Source organism: Mycobacterium sp. AZCC_0083 (assembly GCF_014202335.1).
Lineage (GTDB): Bacteria > Actinomycetota > Actinomycetes > Mycobacteriales > Mycobacteriaceae > Mycobacterium.
The window spans coordinates 445,451-466,472 of record NZ_JACHGP010000004.1 but is presented as its reverse complement, the minus strand read 5'-3'; the positions used below and the strand labels follow the sequence as shown (position 1 = coordinate 466,472).

Sequence of the window (21,022 nt, the reverse complement as noted above, 5' to 3'; positions counted from 1 at the left end):
TCCCTCCTAAACGCTTCCGAATCGGCCCACGATCGCCCTGCAGAACGCGGGCAGGTCGTCCGGGGATCGGCTGGATATCAGATTGCCGTCGACGACGACCTCCTCGTCGACCGGATGGGCGCCGGCGTTGCGCAGGTCGGTACGCAGGCTCGGATACGACGTCAGCGTTCTACCCTCGACCACGCCTGCTTCGATGAGCGTCGACGGCCCGTGGCAAATCAAGCCGACGGGCTTGCCCGATTCGACGAAATCGTGGACGAACGCGACCGCCGACCGATCGAGCCGAAGCTTGTCGGCGTTGACGGTGCCGCCGGGAATCACCAGCCCGTCGAATTCGTCGACAGCGGCGTCACCGACCTCCCGGTCCCCGCGAAACTCGCCAGCCGGAAGGAGGTCATGGTCACGTGCGTCGATGGTGCCCAACTCGAGCGACAACAGCTCGGTGTCACCGCCGGCCTGAAGGACGGCCTCGACCGGTTCCTCGAGTTCGCGTCGCTCGACCCCGTCCGTCGCCAGGATCGCAATTCGCTTGCCTTCCAATACGTTGCTCATGAGCGTCCTTTCGCCAACTTGGTTGCCTTCAATCGGGTTTCTGCAGCGATCTGCTGCTCGCGTGCGTACAGCAGGCCATAGGTGAAACCGTTCTGCCCTTGAGACGGCCCGGTTCCAGCCGCCATGCGGCGCAGCACGTCCCTTGCCACCACGGTGTCTTGGTGATCGCCAAGAAGACCTTGAACCTTCTTGTACGCCTTGGCCTTCCGACGAGCGGGCGGGTGCACGGCGCCGCACAGCTCGCCCGCGTACCTGGCACGCTTCGCTGCCTTGCGGGCCGCGTGCAGCAGGGCGTCATCATCGCCGTCTACGGCGGCGGTCAGACGCCGGTCCGCCTTGTGACGCGCTTTCTTGAAGTACTTGCGGAGATCATCGACACCAAACCCCTCCTTCAATGGTGGTTCGGTGCGCCAACCTCGCAGCGCGGCCATCATGGCCAGATAGCGTTCGGAATTCATTGCGTCCGTCACGCGACTGCGAGCGGGCCGTTCGATGCCGCGCAGGGTGATGCGGATATCAGCCCGGACGGGTCCAAGGACCAGTTCTTCGGGAAGCCGATCAATGGCCGCGCCGAACCGTTTGCGCTGCACCTGGCAATCCCGGACGTCGCCGAGCGCAGCCGCGAACCACTTCAGCTCTGATTCCAGCTCGGTCGCGGCGGCGCGGTCGAATAGCTTCGCGAATACCCGCAACGTGCTGCGTAGCCTGCGGATCGCCACCCTGGTGTCGTGAATCGGGTCGGAGCCCGTGCGCAGTCCCGTGTCACCCGCGTCGATGCGGTCGATCTGTGCGTTCAGATACTCGGTTACGGCGCGCCGCGCAGGTGACGAGTGCGCCCTTTCAGATGTCACCGCGCCATCGAGCTCGTGCAGCGAGAGCTCGTGGGTGGGCCGCGAACTGCGCTCGCGTTGAAGTGTGACGGCCATGACGGTCGAATTCCCTACGTCAAACCGATCAAACATTGCCACGGTTTTCCCCAACCCTCCGCCGGGTATGCCGTAACGAGTTTCCGTATCGATTCTGGGAGGCGGTTATGTCCGCAGCAGACGTCCGTCAGGAAGAGCGCGCCGGTGACGACGGGGTCGGCACGAAGCCACGCACCAAGCGCGCGGTCGTCAATTGGATTCTTGCGCTACTGACCGTCCCAGGCGCCGGGGCCGTCGTCGCGTACTCCTACCTGCAGGTGTTGAGCACCGCAGCGTGCACCGGTGGGGCCTGCGCCCAGGAGGGGCCAAGTGAGTTCGTGTTCGGGCTCATCATGTACGGAACGCCCTTCGTGGCCGTGGCAGCGATCGCGCTGTCGTTCTTCACCGCCCGCCGCGCGCGGGGGTTCGTGGTGCCCGCCATTGCCTGGACGCTCCTGGTGGTCGCGTTCGCGATTCTCGCTCTGACGTTCCGCCGGTGATGTCACCCGCAGTACTGTTCGACATCGACGGCACCCTGGTGGATTCGAACTACCTCCACGTTCACGCCTGGCAGCGCGCATTCACCGAGGTGGGACTGCATGTGGAATCGTGGCGGATCCACCGATGCATCGGGATGGACGGATCCTCACTCGTCGACGAGTTGGGGTCGGGCGAGGTCGATGATCCCGAACGCTTGAAGGATCTCCACTCCCGGTTCTACGGGCAGACGGTCGACCTGCTGCGGCCACTGCCAGGAGCGTGGGCCCTGCTGGAGGCCGTCGCCGAGATGGGTCTGCAGGTGATACTGGCGACATCGGCCCCCGAGGACGAATTATCCATTCTCCGAGAGGTTCTCGGCCGCGATGACATCGTCTCCGCAGTCACGTCTTCCGGCGACGTCGAGACGGCGAAACCCAACCCGGACATCGTGCGCGTGGCACTCGACCGTGCCGGTGTCGGGCCCGATCACGCGGTGTTCGTCGGTGACAGCGTGTGGGACGTCGAGGCTGCAGCACGTGCGGGCATGGAATGCCACTGCTTGCGCAGCGGCGGGATCTCCAAGGCCGAACTCGAGCACGCAGGCGCGACCGCCGTCTTCGATGATCCCCGCGACCTTGCCGAGCACCTCGGCGACACGCGGATCGGCCGGCTGGCGATGTCAGAAGCCTGAGAAATCCGTCAGCCAACACCGACCGTCGGTGCGCCACTGGCGATTCCGGCGTGGCGCAATTCAGAGACCACCAGTACGCGCAGTCGCCTGCCGACGTCGAACTGCTTACCCGGGAGGGTCCGGGCCACCATCTGAAGCTTGATGGTGTCAACGCCGATGCTCTCGACACCCATCATCGACGGCTCGTCGAGCAACAGAGCCGGCAGGGTGTCGTCCTTCATCGCGTTGGCAGACACGTCGCGAAGTACCTCGTTGACCCGGTTGAGGTCGGCCGATGCGGGCACCGGGATGTCGATGACGGCCCGCGCCCAATCCTTGGACAAGTTCAGCGCTTTCACGATCTGCCCGTTGGGTACCGTGTACATCTCGCCGTCGCTGGTGCGAAGCTTCGTCACGCGCAGCGTGACGTCCTCGACCGTGCCACGCGCGTCGACCGAGGAGCCTGTGATGGTGAGCTGAACCAGATCACCGAAGCCGTACTGCTTTTCGGTGATGATGAAGAACCCGCTCAACAGATCCTGGACGATGCGTTGGGCGCCGAAACCGAGAGCCGCACCCAATACGGCCGCGGGGGCCACCAGCGATCCGACGGGTAGGCCGAGTGTGTTGACGATGTCGACGGCGACCACGATGTAGAGCACCGCGACTGCTACCGATGAGATCACGGAGGCGACGGCTTGGCGATGTTTGACGGACTCGGAGCGCACCTCCGAATCGGTTTCGACGGCCAGCCGCCGGCTGATCTTGTCGGCGACCGAGCGGATCACCCGCGTCGCGATCCATGCACCGGCCACCACCAAGAGGATGTGAAGGCCCTTCGTGGCGATCCAATGACCGAATTGTGATGTCCAGACGTGGTTCCAGGTCTCGCCGACCGGGAAGGCAATGATTGTGTTCACCATGGGTTTTCACGCAGAGGAAGGCCCGGCTCGTCGTTGAGCCGGGCCTCCGCATCGCCCTACTGCTCGGCGGCCTGGCGTGACTCGTTCACCTTGGCGGCCTTGCGGGCACTTTCGGCCTCCGCTTCCTTCTTCGCTGCGTCGCGCTGCGCGTCTGCCTTGTCCTGTTGGGCCTGACCCTCGCGGTGAAGGTCCTCGCGATCGGTCACCTTGCCGATGACCTCCTTTGCCTTGCCCTTGACGCCTTCGACGACGCCTTCGACGGCCTCTTCGACTCCGTTGCGCTGAGCCATGCATCGCTCCCTTCGTCGGTAAGCACCCAGTCTCTCCGGGTCCGTCAGTGGGCTTCCCGACGATGGCCGCTCCGAAACACCACCGCTCCACTCCGGTCGGGTCACCGGGTCTTGGGTGATCGGGAATCAGCTGTTGGCGACGCGTTGAATGAGCGTTCGGGTGGCCTTGTCCAGGATCGCTTGGCGCACGTCGACGTTTCGGCGACGTGCCGCGCGCCTCGATGCGGCGGCGATCGTGAGGTTGCTCTCATATCCGGTGATCACGCGCGGATCCACGTACGAACCGCGGGCCACGGCGGGGGTGTTGCCGAGCGCCTCGGCGACCTCCTTCATCACCGCCGATTCCACCCGCTTCACCACTGCCTTCGACTCCGGTGGGTCGGCGTCGACGAAGGCCTCGGCGGCCAGCACCGTGCCGTGCCAGGTGCGGAGGTCCTTCACGCTGTAGTCCTCGCCCATGAGTTCCTTGAAGCGCTCATTGAGGTCGTCGGCATGCACGTCGACCCAGCCGCTTCCGTCGCGGCACACCAGGAATCGCTCGGTGCGGTCGGGCCTGCGCAGCAATGACCGCACCGCCCGCGCCACTTCGGGGTCTTCGACGTCCAGGCTGCGGCGCACCCCGCTCTTGGCGGGATAGTCGAACGCGACCACGTCGCCGCGCAACGTGATGTGGTCACACAACAGCGTTGCCAGGCCGTGGGACTCGTTCTCCTCGGCGTACTGCTCGCCACCGGACCGGAAGTAGCCGAGGTCCACCAGATGCAGAGCCAACGCCAGCACGCGTTCCCGCCGCATACCGCGCCCGCGCAGATCGGCGGCCACGCGGCTTCGCCACTCGGGCAGCCGCTTCGACATCGCCAGGACGCGGTCGAACTTCTCCTCGGCCCGATCTTCCTGCCACCTCTGGTGATACAGGTACTGGCGACGACCCGCGACATCGGTACCGACGGCTTGAATGTGCCCGTTGGGGTATGGACAGATCCACACCTTCTTCCACGCGGGCGGGATCACCAACTCCTTGATGCGTTGCAGCGCGGCGTCGTCATGCAGAGTCTCACCGTCGGGTCCGTAGTACGAGAAGCCCTTGCCGCGGCGCTTACGCGCGATGCCGGGCCCGGAGAGCACGCTTTGGCGAAGTCGCATGGCAGCCATCACTTCTCACTCATGGGTGACTAGTACCCAGTAAACGCCCGCTGTCACAGGCATTCCTCCGCCGGTATGAGGTCGGCACCCATGTTGCGCTGCATCATCTGCAGCGCGGCCTCGCCCATCTCGGGGAAGATGTGCGCCACGGCGTTGGGCGGCACGACGACTTCGAGGTGTCGGATGTAGCCGTCCAGTGCGCTGTAGAGGATGCACTGCTCGGTGACCTGGCCAGCCAGGACGATGCGCTCGGTCTCGAGCCGGCCCAGGAGGTAGTCCAGTGGCGTGGCGTAGAACGCACTGTGGCGGACCTTGGTCAGGAACGTGGCGTCGGCGCCAGGCACGATCGGCTCGACGAGGTCGGGGCGCTCGCCGTGCATGGCGGACTGGACGAGTTCGTCCCGGCCCGCGCTGAAATCACCGCGATTGTCGTTGACGTAGATGAGTTCGACGTCGTCGCGCTCGCGAGCCGTTGAGATCAATTGCGTTACCGAATCGAGGACGTCAGCAACGCTCGCGGCGAGCGCCTCGGCGTCGGGATGGTCGTAGGTGTTCAGCATGTCGATCACCAGTACGGCAGTGGCACTCACCTGGCACGGATACCCGCCGTGCGGGGACCAAACTACTGCAGGTGGCCCGGAGCGACCGCGCGGCTACCGGCAGCGGCAGTCGTCGTCATGAAGTCGTCGATCAGGCCGACCACCTCAGAGGGCGCCTCGACGTGCGCGAAGTGCCCGACGTCGGGGAGCACCTCGACGCGGCAGTCCGGCCGCGCCTCGAGAGCCGAGTAGGCGTGGTCGACCGGGATGATGGCGTCCTCCTCGCCCCAGATGGCCAGGGTGGGCAGATCGGCGCGGAGATTCAACCGGTTGAGCGCGCTCACCGATTGCCCCCGGTAGTCGACCACCGAGCGCAGCGTGCGCAGGAATGCGTCCCGGGTCTCCCGATCCGAGAACGACGAGTAGGCGTTCCAGATCTCCGCGCCACGCGGCGACCGCAGTCCCAACGAACTCAGCCAGCCCCGCACGGAGTTTCCTGCCCGCAGCACCGGCGCCGGTGCGATCACCGGCATGACCAGTTCGGCGCCGGGCGCGGCGAGCAAGCGCAGGATCCAGCCGACGTCCGGGCCGAGACCGCCGCTGCTGATCAGGACGAGACGGCGACAGTAGTCGGGATGCTGATACAGGAACTGCATCGCGATGCCGCCACCCAAGGAGTGGCCGACGATCGTCGCCGATTCGACCCCCAGTTCGTCGAGCAGGTCGCGCAGGCCCACCGCGAAGGCGCCCAACGAGTAGTCGGTCCGTGGCTTCGACGACTGGCCGTGTCCCAGCAGGTCGGGAGCGATGACGCGGTACTTCTTGGCCAGCTGCGGCTGGATGTCACGCCACGTCTGCGAGCTTCCCGCCATGCCGTGGATCAGCAGCAGCGCCTCGCCCTCACCCTCGTCGCGGACTGCGAACCTTTCGCCGTGGATGTCGATGAACTTGGGATCGGTCACGTGTGCCTCCCTTTTCCCCACCACCGAGACTACCGGCGGGTAACTTTTCCGGAACTCATTTGAGGTTGCCCCGACTGCGAACGGTGCAACGTGAGTACCGTCACATTCATGCAGTTGATCTCGCCAACGGATTCGATGTTCCTGCTCGGCGAATCCCGCGAGCACCCGATGCACGTCGCGGGGTTGCAGCTCTTCGAGCCGCCCGAAGGTGCCGGCCCCGACTACGTCAGGGACATGTACGAGAGGATCGTCAAGAACGACGACTTCCAGCCGACATTCCGCAAGCATCCGGGCAGAATGCTCGGCGGCATCTCCAACGTCGCGTGGGCGTTCGATGACGACGTCGACATCGACTACCACTTGCGCCGGTCTGCGTTGCCGCGCCCCGGCCGGGTGCGGGACCTTCTCGAACTCGTCTCGCGTCTGCACGGCACCCTGCTCGACCGGCATCGGCCACTGTGGGAGGCAAGCCTCGTCGAGGGCCTCAGCGACGGCCGCTTCGCGGTGTACACGAAGATTCACCACTCGCTACTCGACGGAGTCTCCGCCCAACGCCTCATGATCCGGGCGATGACGCCGGACCCCAACGACCTCGAGTTGAGGGTGCCATGGACGCTCGGGCCGAAGCCGAGGAAGCCGGGACCGTCGCGGTCAGCTCTGCGGTCACTGATCGACACGGCGGGATCGGTTGCCGCACTGGCCCCCTCGAGCCTTTCGCTGGCCAGGGCTGCGCTGATCGAACAGCAGCTGACCCTGCCATTCCGGGCGCCCAAGACGATGCTCAACGTACCCATCGGCGGTGCACGGCGCGTGGCCGCGCAGTCGTGGTCACTCGCGCGCATCAAGGGTGTCAAGAACGCCTCGGGGACGACCGTCAACGACGTCGTCCTCGCGATGTGCTCCGGCGCGCTGCGTGCCTACCTCAGCGAGCAGGAGGCGCTGCCCGACAGCCCACTTGTCGCCATGGTTCCGGTGAGCCTTCGCACCGCGGACGACCAAGACTCCGGCGGCAACATGGTCGGCACGATTCTGTGCAACCTGGCCACCGACGTCGAGGATCCCGCCAAGCGGCTCGAAGCCATCAGTACGTCCATGCACGCCAACAAGAAGGTATTCGCCGAACTGCCACGCATGCAGGCGCTGGCGCTGTCGGCGTTCCTCAGTTCTGGCGTCGCCCTCGCCCTGGTGCCCGGCTTCGTCTCGGCGGCGCCGCCGCCGTTCAACATCGTCATCTCCAACGTGCCCAGTGCGCGAGAGCCGATGTACTGGAACGGCGCCCGGCTCGACGGTCACTACCCGCTCTCCATCGCGCTCGACGGTCAGGCGCTCAACATCACGTTGACCAACACCGCCGACAATCTCGACTTCGGCCTCGTCGGCTGCCGGCGCAGTGTGCCGCACCTTCAGCGGCTGCTCGGACACCTCGAGGACTCACTCACCGACCTGGAACGGGCCTGCGGAATCTGAATTGGCTTGATACGTCAGTACTTGCCGAAGGCGAGTACGACGTTGTGGCCACCGAACGCGAACGTGTCGCTCAGCGCGTACCGGTAGTCGCCCTTTCTGGCCGCTCCGGTGACCACGTCGAGGTCGACGCGCTCGTCGAGCTCCGTCAGGTTCAGCGTCGGGGGTACGACACCGTCACGTAGCGCCAGCACGGTGAGTACCGCCTCGATGGCGCCCGCAGATCCGAAGGTGTTGCCCAGCGCGGCCTTTGGGGCGTAGACGGCGGGTCGGTGGGAGCCGAAGGCCTTCTGCAGCGCAGCCGCCTCCACGAGATCACCGTCGCGGGTACCCGCGGCGTGGGCGTTCACGTGATCGACGTCGCCGGGCGCGAGACCCGCGAGCTCCATCGCCCGCGTCACCGCATGGGTCTCTTGTTCGGCATCGGGGTCCGACGCCATGATGTCGTAGCCGTCGGAGGTGATGGACCCGCCCAAAACGCGGGCCAGGATCCGCGCGCCACGGGCCTTGGCGTGCGCTTCGGTCTCCATCACCAGCAGCGCACCGCCCTCACCGAAGACCATGCCGGTTCGGTTTCTGTCGAACGGGCGGCAGGCGCCTTCGGGGTCGTGGTTGTCGGTGGACATGATGCCGTCGATTTGCGAATACGCCGCGACGGGCACCCCCTGGATGGGGAATTCGACGCCACCACAGATCACGACGTCGGCATCCCCGAAGACGATCTGCTGCCACGCCTGCGCGATGGCCGCCGCACCGGACGCATCGCCAAGCATCGGCGCCGATACGCCTCCCCGCGCTGCCAGATCCAATCCGATCGCCGCCGCGGGCCCGTTGGGCATGAACATCTGGACCGCCAGGGGCGAGACCGCCCTCAACCCGCGTTCGCGCATGGCGACGTAGGCAAGGATCACCTCTTCCCCGTTGCCGAACCCGGTGCCCACCGACACGGCGAGCCGGGTCGAGTCCATTTCCGGAGACCCTGCGTGCAGCCACACGCGACGGCTCAGCACCAAGGCCATCTTCTGCAGGTAGGACAGGCGTCGCAGTTCCACGCGACTCAGCTCACTGTCGAAGTCCTCGTGTATTTGGCCCCCGATGCGCACTGGTAGATCCAGTTCCTCCACGAATGGGTCGGACAGCTTGCGGATACCGCTGCGACCGTCGACCAGCCCCGTCCAGGTCTCTTCGGCGTCAGTCGACAATGCACTGGTCAGCGCTACCCCCGTGATGACTACGTCGGGAAGTTCGCGTCGCATCAGGCCCCCTAGTCGATGTGCGTAACCGCTCTACGGTAACCATCGACGGCGAATCTCCGGTAGCTGCCCGCCGCCCCAGAGGGTGCGCCGTCATCCGGATTGGATCGTCAGATGAGGCGCAAGCCGCTGCTCGCTGATCTCGGCACCGGCTGCGAGATCGTCGATCATGGCGTCGGCCCAGTCGACCAGGCCAGCCGTATCGATGCCGTACGGCGCCACCCGAACATCGCTGAGACGGCCCGACGCGCGCCGAAGGACGGCGAGCGCACCCTTGACGTTGCCTCGCTGGACGTGGGTGATGCCGACCGCGAGCTGGGCCAGGCCCTGCCATAGCAACCGCTCGTCGTCCGGACCGCTCTTCCATGCGGCCTCGAGCACCTCGTGCGCGTTGAACGCCAAACCCCGGTCCAGCAGATCCTGGGCATAGGCCAGGCTTGCAGCAGGCGTTAGCTCGAGTTCGTCGGGGATGCGCGGAATGCCTTCGCTGCCCGGCGGAAGGGGCCGCCCCATGGCATCCCGGGGACGGGTGTTTCGAGGCCTGCCCGACTCGTCACGATCGCGCTCGCGCATGTGCCCATCGTGGCAGGCCTCCGCGAGCACGAGGCGAATTGGCTTGAGCGGGCCGGGCTGTGGCATTGGCCACCGCCCCGAAGACGCGTTGCATCGAAGACGAGTTGCTACGTGATGTGCTGCATCGACGTCGCTCAACGCCCGACCCGCGTGGCCAGATTAGCACATCATCTGAACAGTTGGACAGATGGCGTAGGCTGGCGTCGGCGCGAAATCGCACGCCCGTGCCCGTCAAGTCACCACTGCGACTACGGATGTCGGCGCGAAGACCACCGACCGGAAGGACCCTCATGGCCGAGTACACCTTGCCTGAACTGGACTACGACTACGGTGCCCTCGAGCCGCACATCTCGGGCCAGATCAACGAGATTCACCACAGCAAGCACCATGCGACGTACGTGAAGGGTCTCAACGACACCATCGCCAAGCTCGACGAGGCGCGCGCCAACGGCGACCACGCCGCGATCTTCCTCAACGAGAAGAACCTGGCGTTCCACCTCGGCGGTCACGTCAACCACTCCATCTGGTGGAAGAACCTCTCCCCCAACGGCGGCGACAAGCCCACCGGTGAACTCGCCGCAGCCATCGACGACCAGTTCGGCTCGTTCGACAAGTTCCAGGCACAATTCACCGCCGCCGCCAACGGCCTGCAAGGCTCCGGCTGGGCAGTCCTCGGCTACGACACCCTGGGTCAGCGCCTGCTCACCTTCCAGCTCTACGACCAGCAGGCCAACGTGCCGCTCGGCATCATCCCGCTGCTGCAGGTCGACATGTGGGAGCACGCCTACTACCTGCAGTACAAGAACGTGAAGGCCGACTACGTCAAGGCATTCTGGAACGTGGTGAATTGGGCCGACGTGCAAGACCGATTCGCCGCGGGCTGCAAGGCCCAAGGTCTGATCTTCTAGAACAACACTCTTCTAGAAGGGCCACCCCCCCACCCCTCTTCGTGCGCTAAGCGGTCGTGTCAGTAGCGCCCATTCGTAAGTGCTCGATGTGGTAGACCGCTTCATCGAGCAGTTGTGCGACGTGGTTGTCGTAGAGGCGATAAACGATGTTCCGACCGTTACGGTCGCCCGCCACCAGTCCAAGTGCCCGCAACAGCCGCAACTGGTGAGACACCGAAGGCTGCTCCATACCGACCGCAGTCGACAGTTCCCCCACCGAGCACGGCGACTGCCGTAGTCGGGTCAGGATCATCAGGCGATTGGGTGAGGCCAACGCTTGCAACGTCTCCGCGATCTTGACCGCCGACCCCGGGTCGAGAGTCGCCGGCGGCGTCACACGGCCTTCGACGCCATGTCCCATTCATCCATTGAAGCACGCCGCCAGCTGCGCATATGATACATGTAGAGATTTACATGTATACATGTTGTGTCTGCGTTTCATGGCGAGGGGAGAAATCTTCGATGAGCACTGCCACGGTGCAACCGACCCGCAGCGGGCTGGTAGCGGCGCGTCGGCTCGGCGTCTCCGGTCTGTGGTCCGTCACATCGGTGCGATGGGCGGTCGCCGCGTTGTGCCTATTCCTCGTCGGCCTGGCTGCCCAACTGCTCGACGCGCCATCTGCGATCTGGTGGACGCTCTACGTCGCCTGCTACCTCACCGGCGGATGGTCTCCAGCCTGGGAAGGCTTTCAGGCGTTGCGTTCCCGAACGCTCGACGTCGATCTGCTGATGGTGGTAGCCGCCATCGGCGCAGCCGGAATCGGCCAGATTTTCGATGGCGCATTGCTCATCGTCATCTTCGCGACCTCCGGTGCGTTGGAAGATGCGGCGACCAAGCGCACCGAGGATTCGGTGAAGGGCCTACTGGACCTGGCACCGAGTCGCGCAACGCGGATCGACGCCGAGGGCGCCGAAGAATCCGTCCATCCGCAGGACCTTCAGATCGGCGAGCACGTCGTCATCAGACCCGGTGAGCGAGTATCAGCGGACGGAGTCGTCGTTGGTGGCTCGTCGGACGTCGATCAATCGTCGGTCACCGGAGAGTCGCTACCGGTCAACAAGCTCACCGGCGACAACGTCTTCGCAGGCAGCCACAACGGTGGAGGCGTACTGCGCATCCGAGTCACCCAAAACCCCTCTGACACAGTGGTCGCTCGGATCGTCGCACTGGTCGCAGAAGCATCGGCAACCAAAGCCAAAACCCAACTATTCATTGAGAAGGTCGAGCAACGCTATTCGGTCGGCGTGGTCGTCGCGACGCTGGCGTTGTTCACGATCCCGCTGGCCTTTGGAGCAGACCTGCAAGGCACGCTGCTTCGTGCCATGACGTTCATGATCGTGGCGTCGCCATGTGCCGTTGTGCTGGCCACCATGCCGCCCCTACTGTCCGCCATCGCCAACGCCGGACGTCACGGTGTTCTCGTCAAATCTGCTGTCGCCATGGAGCATTTGGCGGAGGCCACGGTTGTCGCCATCGACAAGACGGGCACCTTGACCACGGGAGCGCCGCGACTGACCAGCGTCGTGCCGCTGGCCGATCACCAGATGGACGTCGACGAAGTGCTGCGGATCGCGGCGAGCGCCGAGCAGTTCAGCGAGCATCCGCTCGGCCGTGCCGTCGTGGCCCATGCTCGCCAACGTGGAATCGACATACCAGAGGCCGCCGAGTTCCACGCCCTGCCTGGACGCGGAGTGCGCGCCCGCCTCGCAGGCCAGGTCGTCGAAGTAATCAGTCCACGCTCCTTCGGAGGCGAGACGCTGCCTGGTGTCACCGAGGTGCAGGATGCCGGGTCCACCGCAGTCGTCGTGATCGTCGATGCACTGCCAGTAGGCATCCTTGGACTCACAGACACCGTCCGCGAAGGCACCGAAGACGTTGTCCGCACCATCACCGCCCTGACATCCGCGTCCCCGATCTTGCTCACCGGGGACAACCAACGTGCCGCCAATCGGCTGGCGATGGATGTGGGGGTGAGTGACGTTCGCGCCGATCTGCTCCCCGAGGACAAGGTGGCCGAAGTACGCCGACAACAGACTGATGGTCACCGCGTGCTCTTCGTCGGCGATGGCATCAACGACGCTCCCGCCATGGCAGCCGCTCACGCTTCGATTGCCATGGGACTCAACGGAGCCGACCTGACGTTGGATACTGCCGACGCCGTCACGGTTCGCGACGAACTCGCCACCATCCCCGCCGTTGTCGCGTTGGCACGCCGAGCGCGCCGCGTCGTAATTGTCAACCTCGCCATCGCGGCGACATTCATCACCGGACTGGTCGCCTGGGACCTCTTCGGACACCTGCCCTTGCCACTCGGCGTAGCCGGTCACGAAGGCTCAACGATCATCGTTGCCCTCAACGGACTACGACTGCTGAGTGCCCGCGCTTGGCGCAGCGATCCGCCTACGAAGTCGTAGCGTCATGGTCCCCCCCGATTCTCCGCTGGCGGGCATCCGTTGCACGAGAGCCACCCCCGACGGGGCAGAGCGCGGGCGCAGGCCTATCGCAACGGGCCCTGACCTGCTGAAATGTGGTGGAGCTAGGGAGAATCGAACTCCCGACCTTCTCGATGCGAACGAGACGCGCTACCAACTGCGCTATAGCCCCTTGTACCGGAAGCACAGGTTACCAGTCACCCCGCCGAGGTCGAAAACCCCAGCGAGCTACTCGCCCGCGGCGCGCGGTAAGTCGTAGTCAGCGGCGAACGGAGCGTATTCGAGGTGCTCGAAGATCGGATCCTCGTCGTCGATCTCCAGCACCACGGCGCCGGGACGACGCAGCCGCGATGGCACGACGTCGAACTCGGGATCCTGGGTGCTCTCGACGCCGAGCCGCGACCGCGCCATCCGCTGTGCGCGACGGCGCCGCACCTGCTCCTCGATGCGGGTCTGGCGACGGAGGTACCCCAGGTAGAGGATGGTCACCGCACCGACGGAGCCACACGCCCACCAGAACGTCGGCGACACCAGGAACGCGGTGGCGGCCGTAGCCACCGACAACACACCCATCACCATCAGCATCCGCTTGCGGAACTTGTACTTTCGCGCGCTCACGGCGGCGGCCGTCTTGGACTCGTAGCGCTTGCGCCGCGCCTCCGAGATGGAGTCGGCGACGTGAAGGTCGGTGTCCGACGGCGCCTCCAGGCCCGAGGAGTCGTCGACGTACTCGTAGTCGTGGTCGGTGCCGTCGTCGAGGGACTCGAACACATCCGTGGACTCGTCGGACGCAGCCTCAGGCTCGGCTTCGACCTCATCGACCTCGTCGACCTCATCGACCTCATCGACCTCGTCGACCTCGTCGACCTCGGAGAGATCCTCGACCGAGAAGGTCTGCGTGTTGTCGTCGTAGTCCAGCGGCAGTTGCGCCTGCGCGGCGGAGGCTCCGACCGGCAGTGCGCCCGAGTCCATCTCGACGACGTCGACGTCGAGGTAGTCGGGTTCGGTCGACACCGCGGCAGCGGCCTGCACGACGGGCCGCCGTGATGGCGCGTCGTGGTGGTCGTCCTCTTCGTGGTCGTCGACGCCGTCGTCCACGAGGTCCTCGGACGGCCGCCAGTCGGGATCGCTGTAATGGCCTGCGGCAGGTCCGCTGCGGCGGCGCAGCAGCCTGGCGCCGCGTCCGGTGTTGAGCACGCGGGTGGCCAGGGCCACGTCACTGGTACGACGTACGGTGTCCCGCTTGCTGATCAACATCGGAACGAGCACGAAGAGCCAGAGCACCACGAGTGAGATCCACAGGAGTGATTGGGGGATGCTTGGCATGTAGCCGGCTCCTTTCCCCTTCAGGCTAGGTCTGTGACCAGCGCACCCGGGGGCGACGCGCCGAGGTCAATTACACACCTGTAATTCACCTCTTTCAAGCACATTAGCCCCACATGTCACATCTGCAACATCCATCACGACCAATTCGCCCGGCCCGTGCGGATCAACCGCGACGTTGCCGAGCCCTCGAGCTCCTCGATCGTGATCGCCACCAGAAGGTGATCCCGCCACGCTCCGTCCACCTCGAGGTACCGCTTCAGCAACCCCTCTTCGCGGAAGCCGACCTTGGCGAGCACTGCCCGGCTCGCGGCGTTCTCGGGCCGCACCGTCGCCTCGATCCGGTGCAGCATTACCGGTCCCAGCCCATGGTCGACGCCCAACGCAAGTGCCGCCGTCGCCACTCCACCTCCGGTCACCGCCTTGGCCACCCAGTAGCCGATCCACGCCGAGCGCAGCGCCCCGTGAGTGACGTTGCCGATGGTGAGCTGACCGCAGAACTCGCCGTCGAGCTCGATCGCGTAGGGCAACATGCGACCGCGGCGCCCCTCGGCACGCAAGCCCGAACAGATCGACGGCCACGACGAAAGCGCATGGCGCACTTCCCAATTCACTTCGGCGACAGGCTCCCACGGTTCGAGGTGTTCCCGGTCGGTCAGCCGCAGGCGACTCCAGTGCGAGCCGTCCCGCAACCGCACCGGACGCAGCCGCACCAACCCGGCGGGCACCCGCAACGGTCCAATCGGCTTCGGCCAACCCGGATGGACGGATGACGAACGCAGGAAGCTCACGCCGCCGCGCCCCGTCGATCAGCCACGACGCTTCTCAACCGCGTTGCGCCAAGAAGGCCACGTCGACGATCTCGCCGGTGCGGACCTGCTCGGCCTCGCTCGGGACGGTCACCAGACAGTTCGCCTCGGCAAGCGTGGCGAGCAGATGCGACGACGCACCTGGCGCGCCGCCAAGGGCCTGCACCAGGTACTCGCCGGTGTCCTGATCGCGCATCAACTGCCCGCGCAGGTATCCCTTGCGGCCCGCGACCGACGAGATCGGCGACAAGGTTCGGGCCTGCACGACACGCCGCAAGGGCTGCCGCTTGCCCAGCGACATCCGGATCAGTGGCCGCACCATGATCTCGAACACCACCAGCGCACTGACCGGGTTGGCGGGCAACAGGAATACCGGCACGCCCTCGCGGCCCAGCTGACCGAAACCCTGCACCGAACCCGGGTGCATCGCGATCCGGGCGACCTCCATCTCCCCCAGTTCGGACAGCACCGCACGCACGCTCTCGGCCGCCGCCCCGCCGACGCCGCCGGCGATTACGACCACCTCGGCGCGGCTGAGTTGACCCTCGACGACGTCACGCAGTTCCTTGGATTCGGTGTCGACGATCCCGACGCGGTTCACCTCGGCGCCCGCATCGCGGCCCGCCGCCGCCAGCGCATAGGAGTTGACGTCATAGACCTGCCCATTGCCTGGCGTGCGCGAGATGTCGACGAGCTCCCCGCCGACGCACATCACCGACAGCCGCGGTCGCGGATGCACCAACACCCGTTCCCTGCCGACCGCCGCGAGCAGGCCCACCTGGGCCGCGCCGATGATCGTGCCTGCCCGCACCGCGACGTCACCGGGTTGGACGTCGTCACCGGTGCGCCGGACGTAGGCACCCGACCGCACGCTGCGCAGCACCCGCACCCGCGACTCCCCGCCGTCGGTCCAACGCAGCGGCAACACCGCGTCGGCCAGCGTCGGCATCGGGGCGCCCGTCTGAACGCGGGCGGCCTGGCGTGGTTGCAGGCGACTGGGGGTGCGTGTGCCCGCCTCGATCACGCCCATCACGGGAAGGCTGACCTCGCGGTCACCGTCTTCGTCGGCGTCATCACCCGGATCGACGCCGAGCACGTCGACGCTGCGCACGGCATACCCGTCGATGGCGGCCTGGTCGAAGCCGGGGAGCGGTCGTTCGGTGACGACTTCCTCGGCGCACATCAGACCCTGCGCTTCGGCAATGGCCACCCGCACCGGCCTTGGCGCTACTGCAGCGGCGGCTACCTTAGCCTGCTGCTCCTCGACCGACCGCACAGTGCGCCTTTCTGCAGTGCCATGGCCCGCGGCGCACTCTTTAGTGTTCGCCCAGGCCCAATCGCTCGACCAGCCAGCGCCGTAGCTCCGGTCCGTAGTCGTCGCGTTCCAACGCAAAGTCAACCGCAGCCTTGAGGTAGCCGCCGGGATTTCCTAGGTCGTGTCGGCGACCGCGATGCACCACGACGTGGACCGGATGGCCCTCTTCGATCAGCAGAGCGATGGCGTCGGTCAGCTGAATCTCGCCTCCGACGCCGGGCTTCACCCGTCGCAGGGCATCGAAGATCGCACGATCCAGCACGTACCGGCCAGCGGCGGCGTAGGGCGACGGGGCGTCCTCGGCCTTCGGCTTCTCCACCATGCCCTTGACGCGCAGCACGTTCGGATTCGCGGCGTCGGGCACCACCTCGACGTCGAAAACGCCGTAGGCACTGATCTCCTCGGGCGGCACCTCGATGGCGCACAGCACCGAGCCGCCGCGCTTGGCGCGCACCTTCGACATCGTCTCCAGGACGCCCGTCGGCAGGACCAGGTCGTCGGGCAGCAGCACCGCGATCGCGTCCTCGTCGGGCAGCAGCTTTTCCTCGACGCACCCGATGGCATGACCGAGCCCGAGCGGCTCCTTCTGCACGACGGACTCGACCTTGATCAGCGCGGACGCCCGGCGCACCTTCTCCAGCATCACGTGCTTGCCGCGGGCTTCCAGCGTGCCCTCGAGGATGAGGTCCTGGACGAAGTGCGCGACCACCCCGTCCTTGCCCTCCGAGGTGATGATGATCAGGCGTTCGCCGCCGGCCTCGGCCGCTTCAGCGGCCACCAACTCGATTCCAGGCGTGTCGACGACCGGAAGCAACTCCTTGGGCACCGTCTTGGTGGCTGGCAGGAATCGCGTCCCCAGACCGGCAGCGGGAACGACCGCCGTGCGCGGAATCGGCACCTCGGCCCGTGTCGTCATCGTTCACACCATAACGTCATCCCCGGTTTGCGACCTCCCGAGCCTGGCAAGTCACAAAAGGTCGGTCGGTCGGATGTCATGGTGTGTTCGTGGAGCGGATGACGAAGGCCGAAGTGCGGGCAGTGGTGCTGCGGGCCCGTCGCCTGACTTCGCCCGAGCAACGACGGGCCGAGGCCGACGCGCTTGCCGGACACCTGCCCGCCCTGGTGGGCGCAGGAGACACCGTCTGCGCATACGTTCCGGTGGGTTCTGAACCCGGTTCGCCGGCGATGCTCGATGCGCTGGCCGGGCTCGGCGTGCGGGTTCTGCTACCCGTCGCCCTCGAGGACGAGACGGGCACCCCTCTGCCGCTGGAATGGGGCGAATACCGCGCCGGTGATCTGGTCGACGCTCGCTTCGGGCTGCGCGAACCGGAGCCACCATGGCTGGGTGTCGACGCGATCGCCGCCGCGTCGGTGGTCTTGGTTCCGGCTCTTGCGGTGGACCTCGCAGGCGTGCGACTCGGCCGTGGTGCCGGCTTCTACGACCGGTCGCTGAGCTACGCCGATCCGGCGGCGCGATTGATCGCGGTGGTCCGTGACGACGAGTTGGTGGACTGGTTGCCCGGTGCCGATCACGACGTGCCGATGACGGACGCGCTGACGCCAGGCCAGGGACTCGTCGCGCTCCGGCCGCCCGACTAACAGCCGGCGAGCACCTCGGCCATGGCCCGCTCCTCCTTGTCCGAGACCCACAGCCCGTAGTCCGTCTTGACCTCCACCTGGCGCGCGACGAACTCGCAGCGGAACCCCACGTTGGGTGGCAGCCAACTCGCGGCGTCGCGAAATGCCTTGTCGAAGTTGCCCTTTGCGCTCACGGCCAGGAGATTGCGCGGATCGTTGGCGAAGTCGCGGCGCCGCTCGTCATCCCAGTCGCGGGCACCCTTGTACCAAGCGTCGGCCAGCGACACGACGTGGTCGATCTGCACGGTGTCCGACGTTGCGGGCCCGCGGACGAAGGCGATCGTCTCGCCGCGGTAGGGGTCGTGGAGCGTGCCGCGCTGTACGAAGCAGGTGCCGGGCCGCATGGCGACGTCGGCGAGATCGCGGACCAGCACGTCGTCGCGGGTGTTGCAGCCGTTGCGGCCGAGCTCGACGTCGACGTCGTCACTCCACGCTTCGCCGAACCGATTTCTGGTGAAGTCGCGGCGCCGATCCCACCCCTTCACCGGCAGCCGCTGGAGGTCCGCCCTGACCTGCTCGTATCCGATCGAGCCCTGGGAAGGCGGTGCACCGGGTGGCACCGCTACGATCGTCTCGGCGCGGAAGTGGAGCCAGGCGGCCACGGCGACGCCGACCGCCACGACCAGGACTAGAACGGGAATGGCGCGGCCCACATTTCGGTTCTAGCACTTGCGCCGGTAGAGTGCTAACAAGTTTGACTGTCTCGGAGGTTTTCGTGCCGACCTATTCCTACGCGTGTACCGAGTGCGACAACCGGTTCGACGCGGTACAGGCTTTCAGCGAAGATGCGCTGACCACGTGCCCAGTGTGCTCCGGCCGGCTGCGCAAGCTGTTCGGCTCGGTGGGCGTGGTGTTCAAGGGCAGCGGCTTCTATCGCAACGACAGCCGCGAAAGTGCCAAGAGTGCGTCCGGCAGCGCGTCCAGCGGGTCGGCCAAGAGCAGCGAGTCGACGGGCTCGTCATCGTCCTCCGACTCGTCCTCCTCCTCTGGTGCGTCGTCCTCGTCGGGCAGCTCCGACTCCTCGTCCAGCTCGAGCTCGTCGAGCTCCGGTTCGTCGGACGGCAAGAGCTCGAGTTCGAGCAGCAGCTCCTCCGCCCCCGCCGCTGCCAGCTCTTAAACGAAGTTATCCACAGGCCCGGCCGTCGCCGGGGTTGGAAACCCGTCGCTGCCACCTAACGTTGGCGCATGGGGGAAGCACTCAATCCGTCACCGCTGAGCCGGCTGACGCAGGCACTCCGACCGGACTGGACTAGGACCGCCGCGGCCCGAAGGGTGACCGCGGGTGCACTCGTCGTACTTGCTGGAGCGGCGGCGCTGCGCCCCGACCCCGCCGACGGCCGCGCCGACGTCGTCGTCTTCGCGCACGACGTCGCGCCGGGCGTGGAGCTCACCGCGGCCGACCTTCGCATCGAATCACGTTCGAGGACAACCATTCCCGACGGTTCTCAAGCCGACCCGGCCGCGCTCCTCGGGTCGACCCTGGCCGGCCCGGCACGCCGCGGGGAAGTGCTCACCGACGTCAGACTGCTCAGCCCGCGACTCGCGGAGGCCACCGCAGGACCGGACGCGCGGGTGGTGCCGCTACGTCTGGCCGACGCCGCCCTCCTCGACCTCATTCGTCCAGGAGACGTGGTGGACGTGCTGGCCGCCGATTCCGCCGCACCCGGCGGCTCCGTCGATGAGCCCCGTGTGGTGGCCACGGACGCCGTCGTCGTCCTGGTCTCCGAGGAGGTCACCTCACCCGGAAGGGGCGACGACAGGCTGGTGCTGGTGGCCCTGCCCGCTCACACGGCGAACGAGGTGGCGGGCGCGTCGCTGACCCAGGCCGTCACGCTCACCCTGCACTGAGCGTCAATGCGGAGGCGGCGCAACGGGTGTGGTGGTCGGCGCACCGGATCCGGGTTGAATCGCATCCATCACCATGTCGGCCAGTTCGTCGGATGTCGACCCCGGTGGCGCAGGCGCCGGGGTTGTCGGCTGAGCTCCTGCCGTGCCTCCAGCCAATCCGGCAAGGCCGATCAGCACCATCGCAACGGGCACCAGCAACCGCATCGACACTCGTTCGCTCCAAATCCTCTACACGTGAACGGATTCCAAGAAGCTAGCACCGCGTTCCGGCATCCGCAGCGTCAGCAGCGATAACGTGGCACATCTGGACAACCACCCGTCACGCATGGAAGGGATCCGCACGTGTTGAAGGGCTTCAAGGAGTTTCTCGCTCGCGGCAACATCGTCGACCTCTCGGTCGCGGTCGTCATCGGTACTGCGTTCACCGCGCTCGTCACCAAGTTCTCCGAAAGCATCATCCAGCCGTTGATCGACCGCATCGGCGCGGGCGGCGACAAGAACTACGGCATCCTGAAGATCGGCATCGGCGGCGGACAGACCATCGATCTCAACGTCCTGCTGACGGCGGCCATCAACTTCGTCCTCGTCGCGGCGGTGGTCTACTTCTTCGTCGTGGTGCCCTACAACCGGCTCCGCAAGAAGGGCGAGGTGGAGCAGGCTCAGGACACCGAGCTGAGCCTGCTGACCGAGATCCGCAATCTGCTGTCCGACGGCGGCAGCGGCAAGCACGTGACCGGGCCCGGCACCGGGCCCAGCCCCGACACTGCCGAGACCACCAGCGCCGACAAAGAGTAGGCCGTCCCAGAACGCGAACAGCCCCCGGCCGAAGCCAGGGGCTGTTTGCGTTGTGAACCGGGGAGTTAGTTCATGTTCCACGGTTCGCCGTAGGTGGTGACGCTGTCACCGGTGGAGGCGATCAGGCGAGCGAACGGACGCAGCAGCACGCCGCCGGCAG

At 66.2% G+C, this 21,022-nt stretch carries 25 protein-coding genes, 1 tRNA gene and 1 pseudogene; 9 read left to right on the top strand and 18 right to left on the bottom strand.

Features of this window, described 5'->3' with window-relative positions:
* Nucleotides 1-6: 6 nt before the first annotated feature.
* The gene (locus tag HNP02_RS12645) at nt 7-552 is read right to left on the bottom strand and encodes a type 1 glutamine amidotransferase domain-containing protein (protein ID WP_184438713.1); all 546 of its coding nucleotides are present in this window, start codon (nt 550-552) and stop codon (nt 7-9) included.
* Nucleotides 549-1,478 (bottom strand): CHAD domain-containing protein, encoded by a 930-nt coding sequence (locus HNP02_RS12640; RefSeq protein WP_255506446.1) that lies wholly within the window; start codon nt 1,476-1,478, stop codon nt 549-551. Before HNP02_RS12640 ends, HNP02_RS12645 begins: the two co-directional genes overlap by 4 nt.
* A 107-nt stretch (nt 1,479-1,585) precedes the next feature.
* Here HNP02_RS12640 and HNP02_RS12635 point away from each other — a divergent pair, with 107 nt between their 5' ends.
* Nucleotides 1,586-1,957: a hypothetical protein gene (locus HNP02_RS12635; RefSeq protein WP_255506445.1), complete on the top strand. Its 372-nt coding sequence runs from the start codon at nt 1,586-1,588 to the stop codon at nt 1,955-1,957.
* Nucleotides 1,957-2,628 (top strand): HAD family hydrolase, encoded by a 672-nt coding sequence (locus tag HNP02_RS12630; RefSeq protein WP_184438976.1) that lies wholly within the window; start codon nt 1,957-1,959, stop codon nt 2,626-2,628. Before HNP02_RS12635 ends, HNP02_RS12630 begins: the two co-directional genes overlap by 1 nt.
* An 8-nt stretch (nt 2,629-2,636) precedes the next feature.
* Here the strand turns inward: HNP02_RS12630 and HNP02_RS12625 are convergent, their stop codons facing one another.
* The 5 genes from HNP02_RS12625 to HNP02_RS12605 form a co-directional block, all read right to left on the bottom strand.
* Nucleotides 2,637-3,530, bottom strand: coding sequence for a mechanosensitive ion channel family protein (locus HNP02_RS12625; protein ID WP_184438709.1), 894 nt, complete (start codon nt 3,528-3,530; stop codon nt 2,637-2,639).
* A 56-nt stretch (nt 3,531-3,586) separates the two neighbouring features.
* Complete coding sequence (locus tag HNP02_RS12620; RefSeq protein ID WP_184438707.1) at nt 3,587-3,820, bottom strand: CsbD family protein; 234 nt, start codon at nt 3,818-3,820, stop codon at nt 3,587-3,589.
* A gap of 126 nt (nt 3,821-3,946) precedes the next feature.
* Nucleotides 3,947-4,963, bottom strand: coding sequence for a DNA topoisomerase IB (locus HNP02_RS12615; protein ID WP_184438974.1), 1,017 nt, complete (start codon nt 4,961-4,963; stop codon nt 3,947-3,949).
* Nucleotides 4,964-5,016: 53 nt separating this feature from the next.
* Complete coding sequence (locus tag HNP02_RS12610) at nt 5,017-5,553, bottom strand: cysteine hydrolase family protein (protein ID WP_184438705.1); 537 nt, start codon at nt 5,551-5,553, stop codon at nt 5,017-5,019.
* 32 nt (nt 5,554-5,585) lie between these two features.
* Nucleotides 5,586-6,464 carry an alpha/beta fold hydrolase gene (locus tag HNP02_RS12605; RefSeq protein WP_184438702.1) on the bottom strand — a complete coding sequence of 293 codons (879 nt, stop codon included), beginning with the start codon at nt 6,462-6,464 and terminating at the stop codon, nt 5,586-5,588.
* 108 nt (nt 6,465-6,572) lie between these two features.
* On the opposite strand from HNP02_RS12605, the gene HNP02_RS12600 reads away from it, so the two are divergent.
* Nucleotides 6,573-7,931: a wax ester/triacylglycerol synthase family O-acyltransferase gene (locus HNP02_RS12600; RefSeq protein ID WP_184438972.1), complete on the top strand. Its 1,359-nt coding sequence runs from the start codon at nt 6,573-6,575 to the stop codon at nt 7,929-7,931.
* A gap of 14 nt (nt 7,932-7,945) precedes the next feature.
* On the opposite strand, the gene HNP02_RS12595 is transcribed toward HNP02_RS12600, so the two are convergent.
* Together HNP02_RS12595 and HNP02_RS12590 are read right to left on the bottom strand one after the other, a co-directional pair.
* Nucleotides 7,946-9,184, bottom strand: a complete 1,239-nt coding sequence (locus tag HNP02_RS12595) for a KasA/KasB family beta-ketoacyl-ACP synthase (RefSeq protein ID WP_184438700.1) — start codon at nt 9,182-9,184, stop codon at nt 7,946-7,948.
* A 90-nt stretch (nt 9,185-9,274) separates the two neighbouring features.
* On the bottom strand, nt 9,275-9,754 hold the full coding sequence (locus tag HNP02_RS12590; protein ID WP_184438698.1) for a DUF309 domain-containing protein: 480 nt from the start codon (nt 9,752-9,754) through the stop codon (nt 9,275-9,277).
* A 290-nt stretch (nt 9,755-10,044) separates the two neighbouring features.
* Between HNP02_RS12590 and HNP02_RS12585 the strand changes: the two genes are divergently transcribed.
* Nucleotides 10,045-10,662, top strand: a complete 618-nt coding sequence (locus HNP02_RS12585) for a superoxide dismutase (protein WP_184438696.1) — start codon at nt 10,045-10,047, stop codon at nt 10,660-10,662.
* Nucleotides 10,663-10,708: 46 nt separating this feature from the next.
* On the opposite strand, the gene HNP02_RS12580 is transcribed toward HNP02_RS12585, so the two are convergent.
* A complete protein-coding gene (locus HNP02_RS12580; RefSeq protein WP_184438694.1) occupies nt 10,709-11,062 on the bottom strand; it encodes a metalloregulator ArsR/SmtB family transcription factor in 354 nt (117 codons plus the stop codon).
* Between the two features lie 101 nt (nt 11,063-11,163).
* On the opposite strand from HNP02_RS12580, the gene HNP02_RS12575 reads away from it, so the two are divergent.
* A complete protein-coding gene (locus HNP02_RS12575) occupies nt 11,164-13,116 on the top strand; it encodes a heavy metal translocating P-type ATPase (RefSeq protein WP_184438692.1) in 1,953 nt (650 codons plus the stop codon).
* 114 nt (nt 13,117-13,230) lie between these two features.
* Here HNP02_RS12575 and HNP02_RS12570 read toward each other — a convergent pair.
* The 5 genes from HNP02_RS12570 to HNP02_RS12550 all read right to left on the bottom strand — a co-directional run bounded on the left by HNP02_RS12570 (nt 13,231) and on the right by HNP02_RS12550 (nt 17,497).
* A tRNA-Ala gene (locus tag HNP02_RS12570) sits at nt 13,231-13,306 on the bottom strand.
* 56 nt (nt 13,307-13,362) lie between these two features.
* Nucleotides 13,363-14,460, bottom strand: coding sequence for a gephyrin-like molybdotransferase receptor GlpR (gene glpR, locus HNP02_RS12565; protein WP_184438690.1), 1,098 nt, complete (start codon nt 14,458-14,460; stop codon nt 13,363-13,365).
* A gap of 134 nt (nt 14,461-14,594) precedes the next feature.
* Nucleotides 14,595-15,248 (bottom strand): GNAT family N-acetyltransferase, encoded by a 654-nt coding sequence (locus HNP02_RS12560; RefSeq protein WP_184438688.1) that lies wholly within the window; start codon nt 15,246-15,248, stop codon nt 14,595-14,597.
* A gap of 34 nt (nt 15,249-15,282) precedes the next feature.
* On the bottom strand, nt 15,283-16,542 hold the full coding sequence (gene glp, locus HNP02_RS12555; RefSeq protein WP_184438686.1) for a gephyrin-like molybdotransferase Glp: 1,260 nt from the start codon (nt 16,540-16,542) through the stop codon (nt 15,283-15,285).
* Nucleotides 16,543-16,582: 40 nt separating this feature from the next.
* Complete coding sequence (locus HNP02_RS12550; protein ID WP_184438684.1) at nt 16,583-17,497, bottom strand: UTP--glucose-1-phosphate uridylyltransferase; 915 nt, start codon at nt 17,495-17,497, stop codon at nt 16,583-16,585.
* A gap of 98 nt (nt 17,498-17,595) precedes the next feature.
* On the opposite strand from HNP02_RS12550, the gene HNP02_RS12545 reads away from it, so the two are divergent.
* Nucleotides 17,596-18,180, top strand: a complete 585-nt coding sequence (locus HNP02_RS12545; protein ID WP_184438682.1) for a 5-formyltetrahydrofolate cyclo-ligase — start codon at nt 17,596-17,598, stop codon at nt 18,178-18,180.
* On the opposite strand, the gene HNP02_RS12540 is transcribed toward HNP02_RS12545, so the two are convergent.
* Nucleotides 18,177-18,872 (bottom strand): HNH endonuclease family protein, encoded by a 696-nt coding sequence (locus HNP02_RS12540; protein WP_309241527.1) that lies wholly within the window; start codon nt 18,870-18,872, stop codon nt 18,177-18,179. The two genes, HNP02_RS12545 and HNP02_RS12540, sit on opposite strands and share 4 nt — an antisense overlap.
* 62 nt (nt 18,873-18,934) lie before the next feature.
* On the opposite strand from HNP02_RS12540, the gene HNP02_RS12535 reads away from it, so the two are divergent.
* Nucleotides 18,935-19,336: an FmdB family zinc ribbon protein gene (locus HNP02_RS12535; protein WP_184438680.1), complete on the top strand. Its 402-nt coding sequence runs from the start codon at nt 18,935-18,937 to the stop codon at nt 19,334-19,336.
* 68 nt (nt 19,337-19,404) lie between these two features.
* Entirely contained in the window at nt 19,405-20,067 is a 663-nt protein-coding gene (locus tag HNP02_RS12530; RefSeq protein ID WP_184438678.1) for an SAF domain-containing protein, read from the top strand.
* Nucleotides 20,068-20,070: 3 nt separating this feature from the next.
* On the opposite strand, the gene HNP02_RS12525 is transcribed toward HNP02_RS12530, so the two are convergent.
* The gene (locus HNP02_RS12525) at nt 20,071-20,271 is read right to left on the bottom strand and encodes a hypothetical protein (protein WP_184438676.1); all 201 of its coding nucleotides are present in this window, start codon (nt 20,269-20,271) and stop codon (nt 20,071-20,073) included.
* A gap of 138 nt (nt 20,272-20,409) precedes the next feature.
* On the opposite strand from HNP02_RS12525, the gene mscL reads away from it, so the two are divergent.
* Entirely contained in the window at nt 20,410-20,862 is a 453-nt protein-coding gene (gene mscL / locus HNP02_RS12520) for a large-conductance mechanosensitive channel protein MscL (protein WP_184438674.1), read from the top strand.
* Nucleotides 20,863-20,927: 65 nt separating this feature from the next.
* Here mscL and HNP02_RS42665 read toward each other — a convergent pair.
* A pseudogene (locus HNP02_RS42665) lies at nt 20,928-21,022 on the bottom strand (MspA family porin); the annotation flags it as partial.

What these genes read in the sequence shown, in the direction of transcription:
- HNP02_RS12645 (WP_184438713.1), bottom strand. Translation starts at nt 552, where the DNA reads ATGAGCAACGTATTGGAAGGCAAGCGAATTGCGATCCTGGCGACGGAC.
- HNP02_RS12640 (WP_255506446.1), bottom strand. Translation starts at nt 1,478, where the DNA reads ATGGCCGTCACACTTCAACGCGAGCGCAGTTCGCGGCCCACCCACGAG.
- HNP02_RS12635 (WP_255506445.1), top strand. Translation starts at nt 1,586, where the DNA reads ATGTCCGCAGCAGACGTCCGTCAGGAAGAGCGCGCCGGTGACGACGGG.
- HNP02_RS12630 (WP_184438976.1), top strand. Translation starts at nt 1,957, where the DNA reads ATGTCACCCGCAGTACTGTTCGACATCGACGGCACCCTGGTGGATTCG.
- HNP02_RS12625 (WP_184438709.1), bottom strand. Translation starts at nt 3,530, where the DNA reads ATGGTGAACACAATCATTGCCTTCCCGGTCGGCGAGACCTGGAACCAC.
- HNP02_RS12620 (WP_184438707.1), bottom strand. Translation starts at nt 3,820, where the DNA reads ATGGCTCAGCGCAACGGAGTCGAAGAGGCCGTCGAAGGCGTCGTCGAA.
- HNP02_RS12615 (WP_184438974.1), bottom strand. Translation starts at nt 4,963, where the DNA reads ATGCGACTTCGCCAAAGCGTGCTCTCCGGGCCCGGCATCGCGCGTAAG.
- HNP02_RS12600 (WP_184438972.1), top strand. Translation starts at nt 6,573, where the DNA reads ATGCAGTTGATCTCGCCAACGGATTCGATGTTCCTGCTCGGCGAATCC.
- HNP02_RS12595 (WP_184438700.1), bottom strand. Translation starts at nt 9,184, where the DNA reads ATGCGACGCGAACTTCCCGACGTAGTCATCACGGGGGTAGCGCTGACC.
- HNP02_RS12590 (WP_184438698.1), bottom strand. Translation starts at nt 9,754, where the DNA reads ATGCGCGAGCGCGATCGTGACGAGTCGGGCAGGCCTCGAAACACCCGT.
- HNP02_RS12585 (WP_184438696.1), top strand. Translation starts at nt 10,045, where the DNA reads ATGGCCGAGTACACCTTGCCTGAACTGGACTACGACTACGGTGCCCTC.
- HNP02_RS12580 (WP_184438694.1), bottom strand. Translation starts at nt 11,062, where the DNA reads ATGGGACATGGCGTCGAAGGCCGTGTGACGCCGCCGGCGACTCTCGAC.
- HNP02_RS12575 (WP_184438692.1), top strand. Translation starts at nt 11,164, where the DNA reads ATGAGCACTGCCACGGTGCAACCGACCCGCAGCGGGCTGGTAGCGGCG.
- glpR (WP_184438690.1), bottom strand. Translation starts at nt 14,460, where the DNA reads ATGCCAAGCATCCCCCAATCACTCCTGTGGATCTCACTCGTGGTGCTC.
- HNP02_RS12550 (WP_184438684.1), bottom strand. Translation starts at nt 17,497, where the DNA reads ATGACGACACGGGCCGAGGTGCCGATTCCGCGCACGGCGGTCGTTCCC.
- HNP02_RS12545 (WP_184438682.1), top strand. Translation starts at nt 17,596, where the DNA reads ATGACGAAGGCCGAAGTGCGGGCAGTGGTGCTGCGGGCCCGTCGCCTG.
- HNP02_RS12530 (WP_184438678.1), top strand. Translation starts at nt 19,405, where the DNA reads ATGGGGGAAGCACTCAATCCGTCACCGCTGAGCCGGCTGACGCAGGCA.
- HNP02_RS12525 (WP_184438676.1), bottom strand. Translation starts at nt 20,271, where the DNA reads ATGCGGTTGCTGGTGCCCGTTGCGATGGTGCTGATCGGCCTTGCCGGA.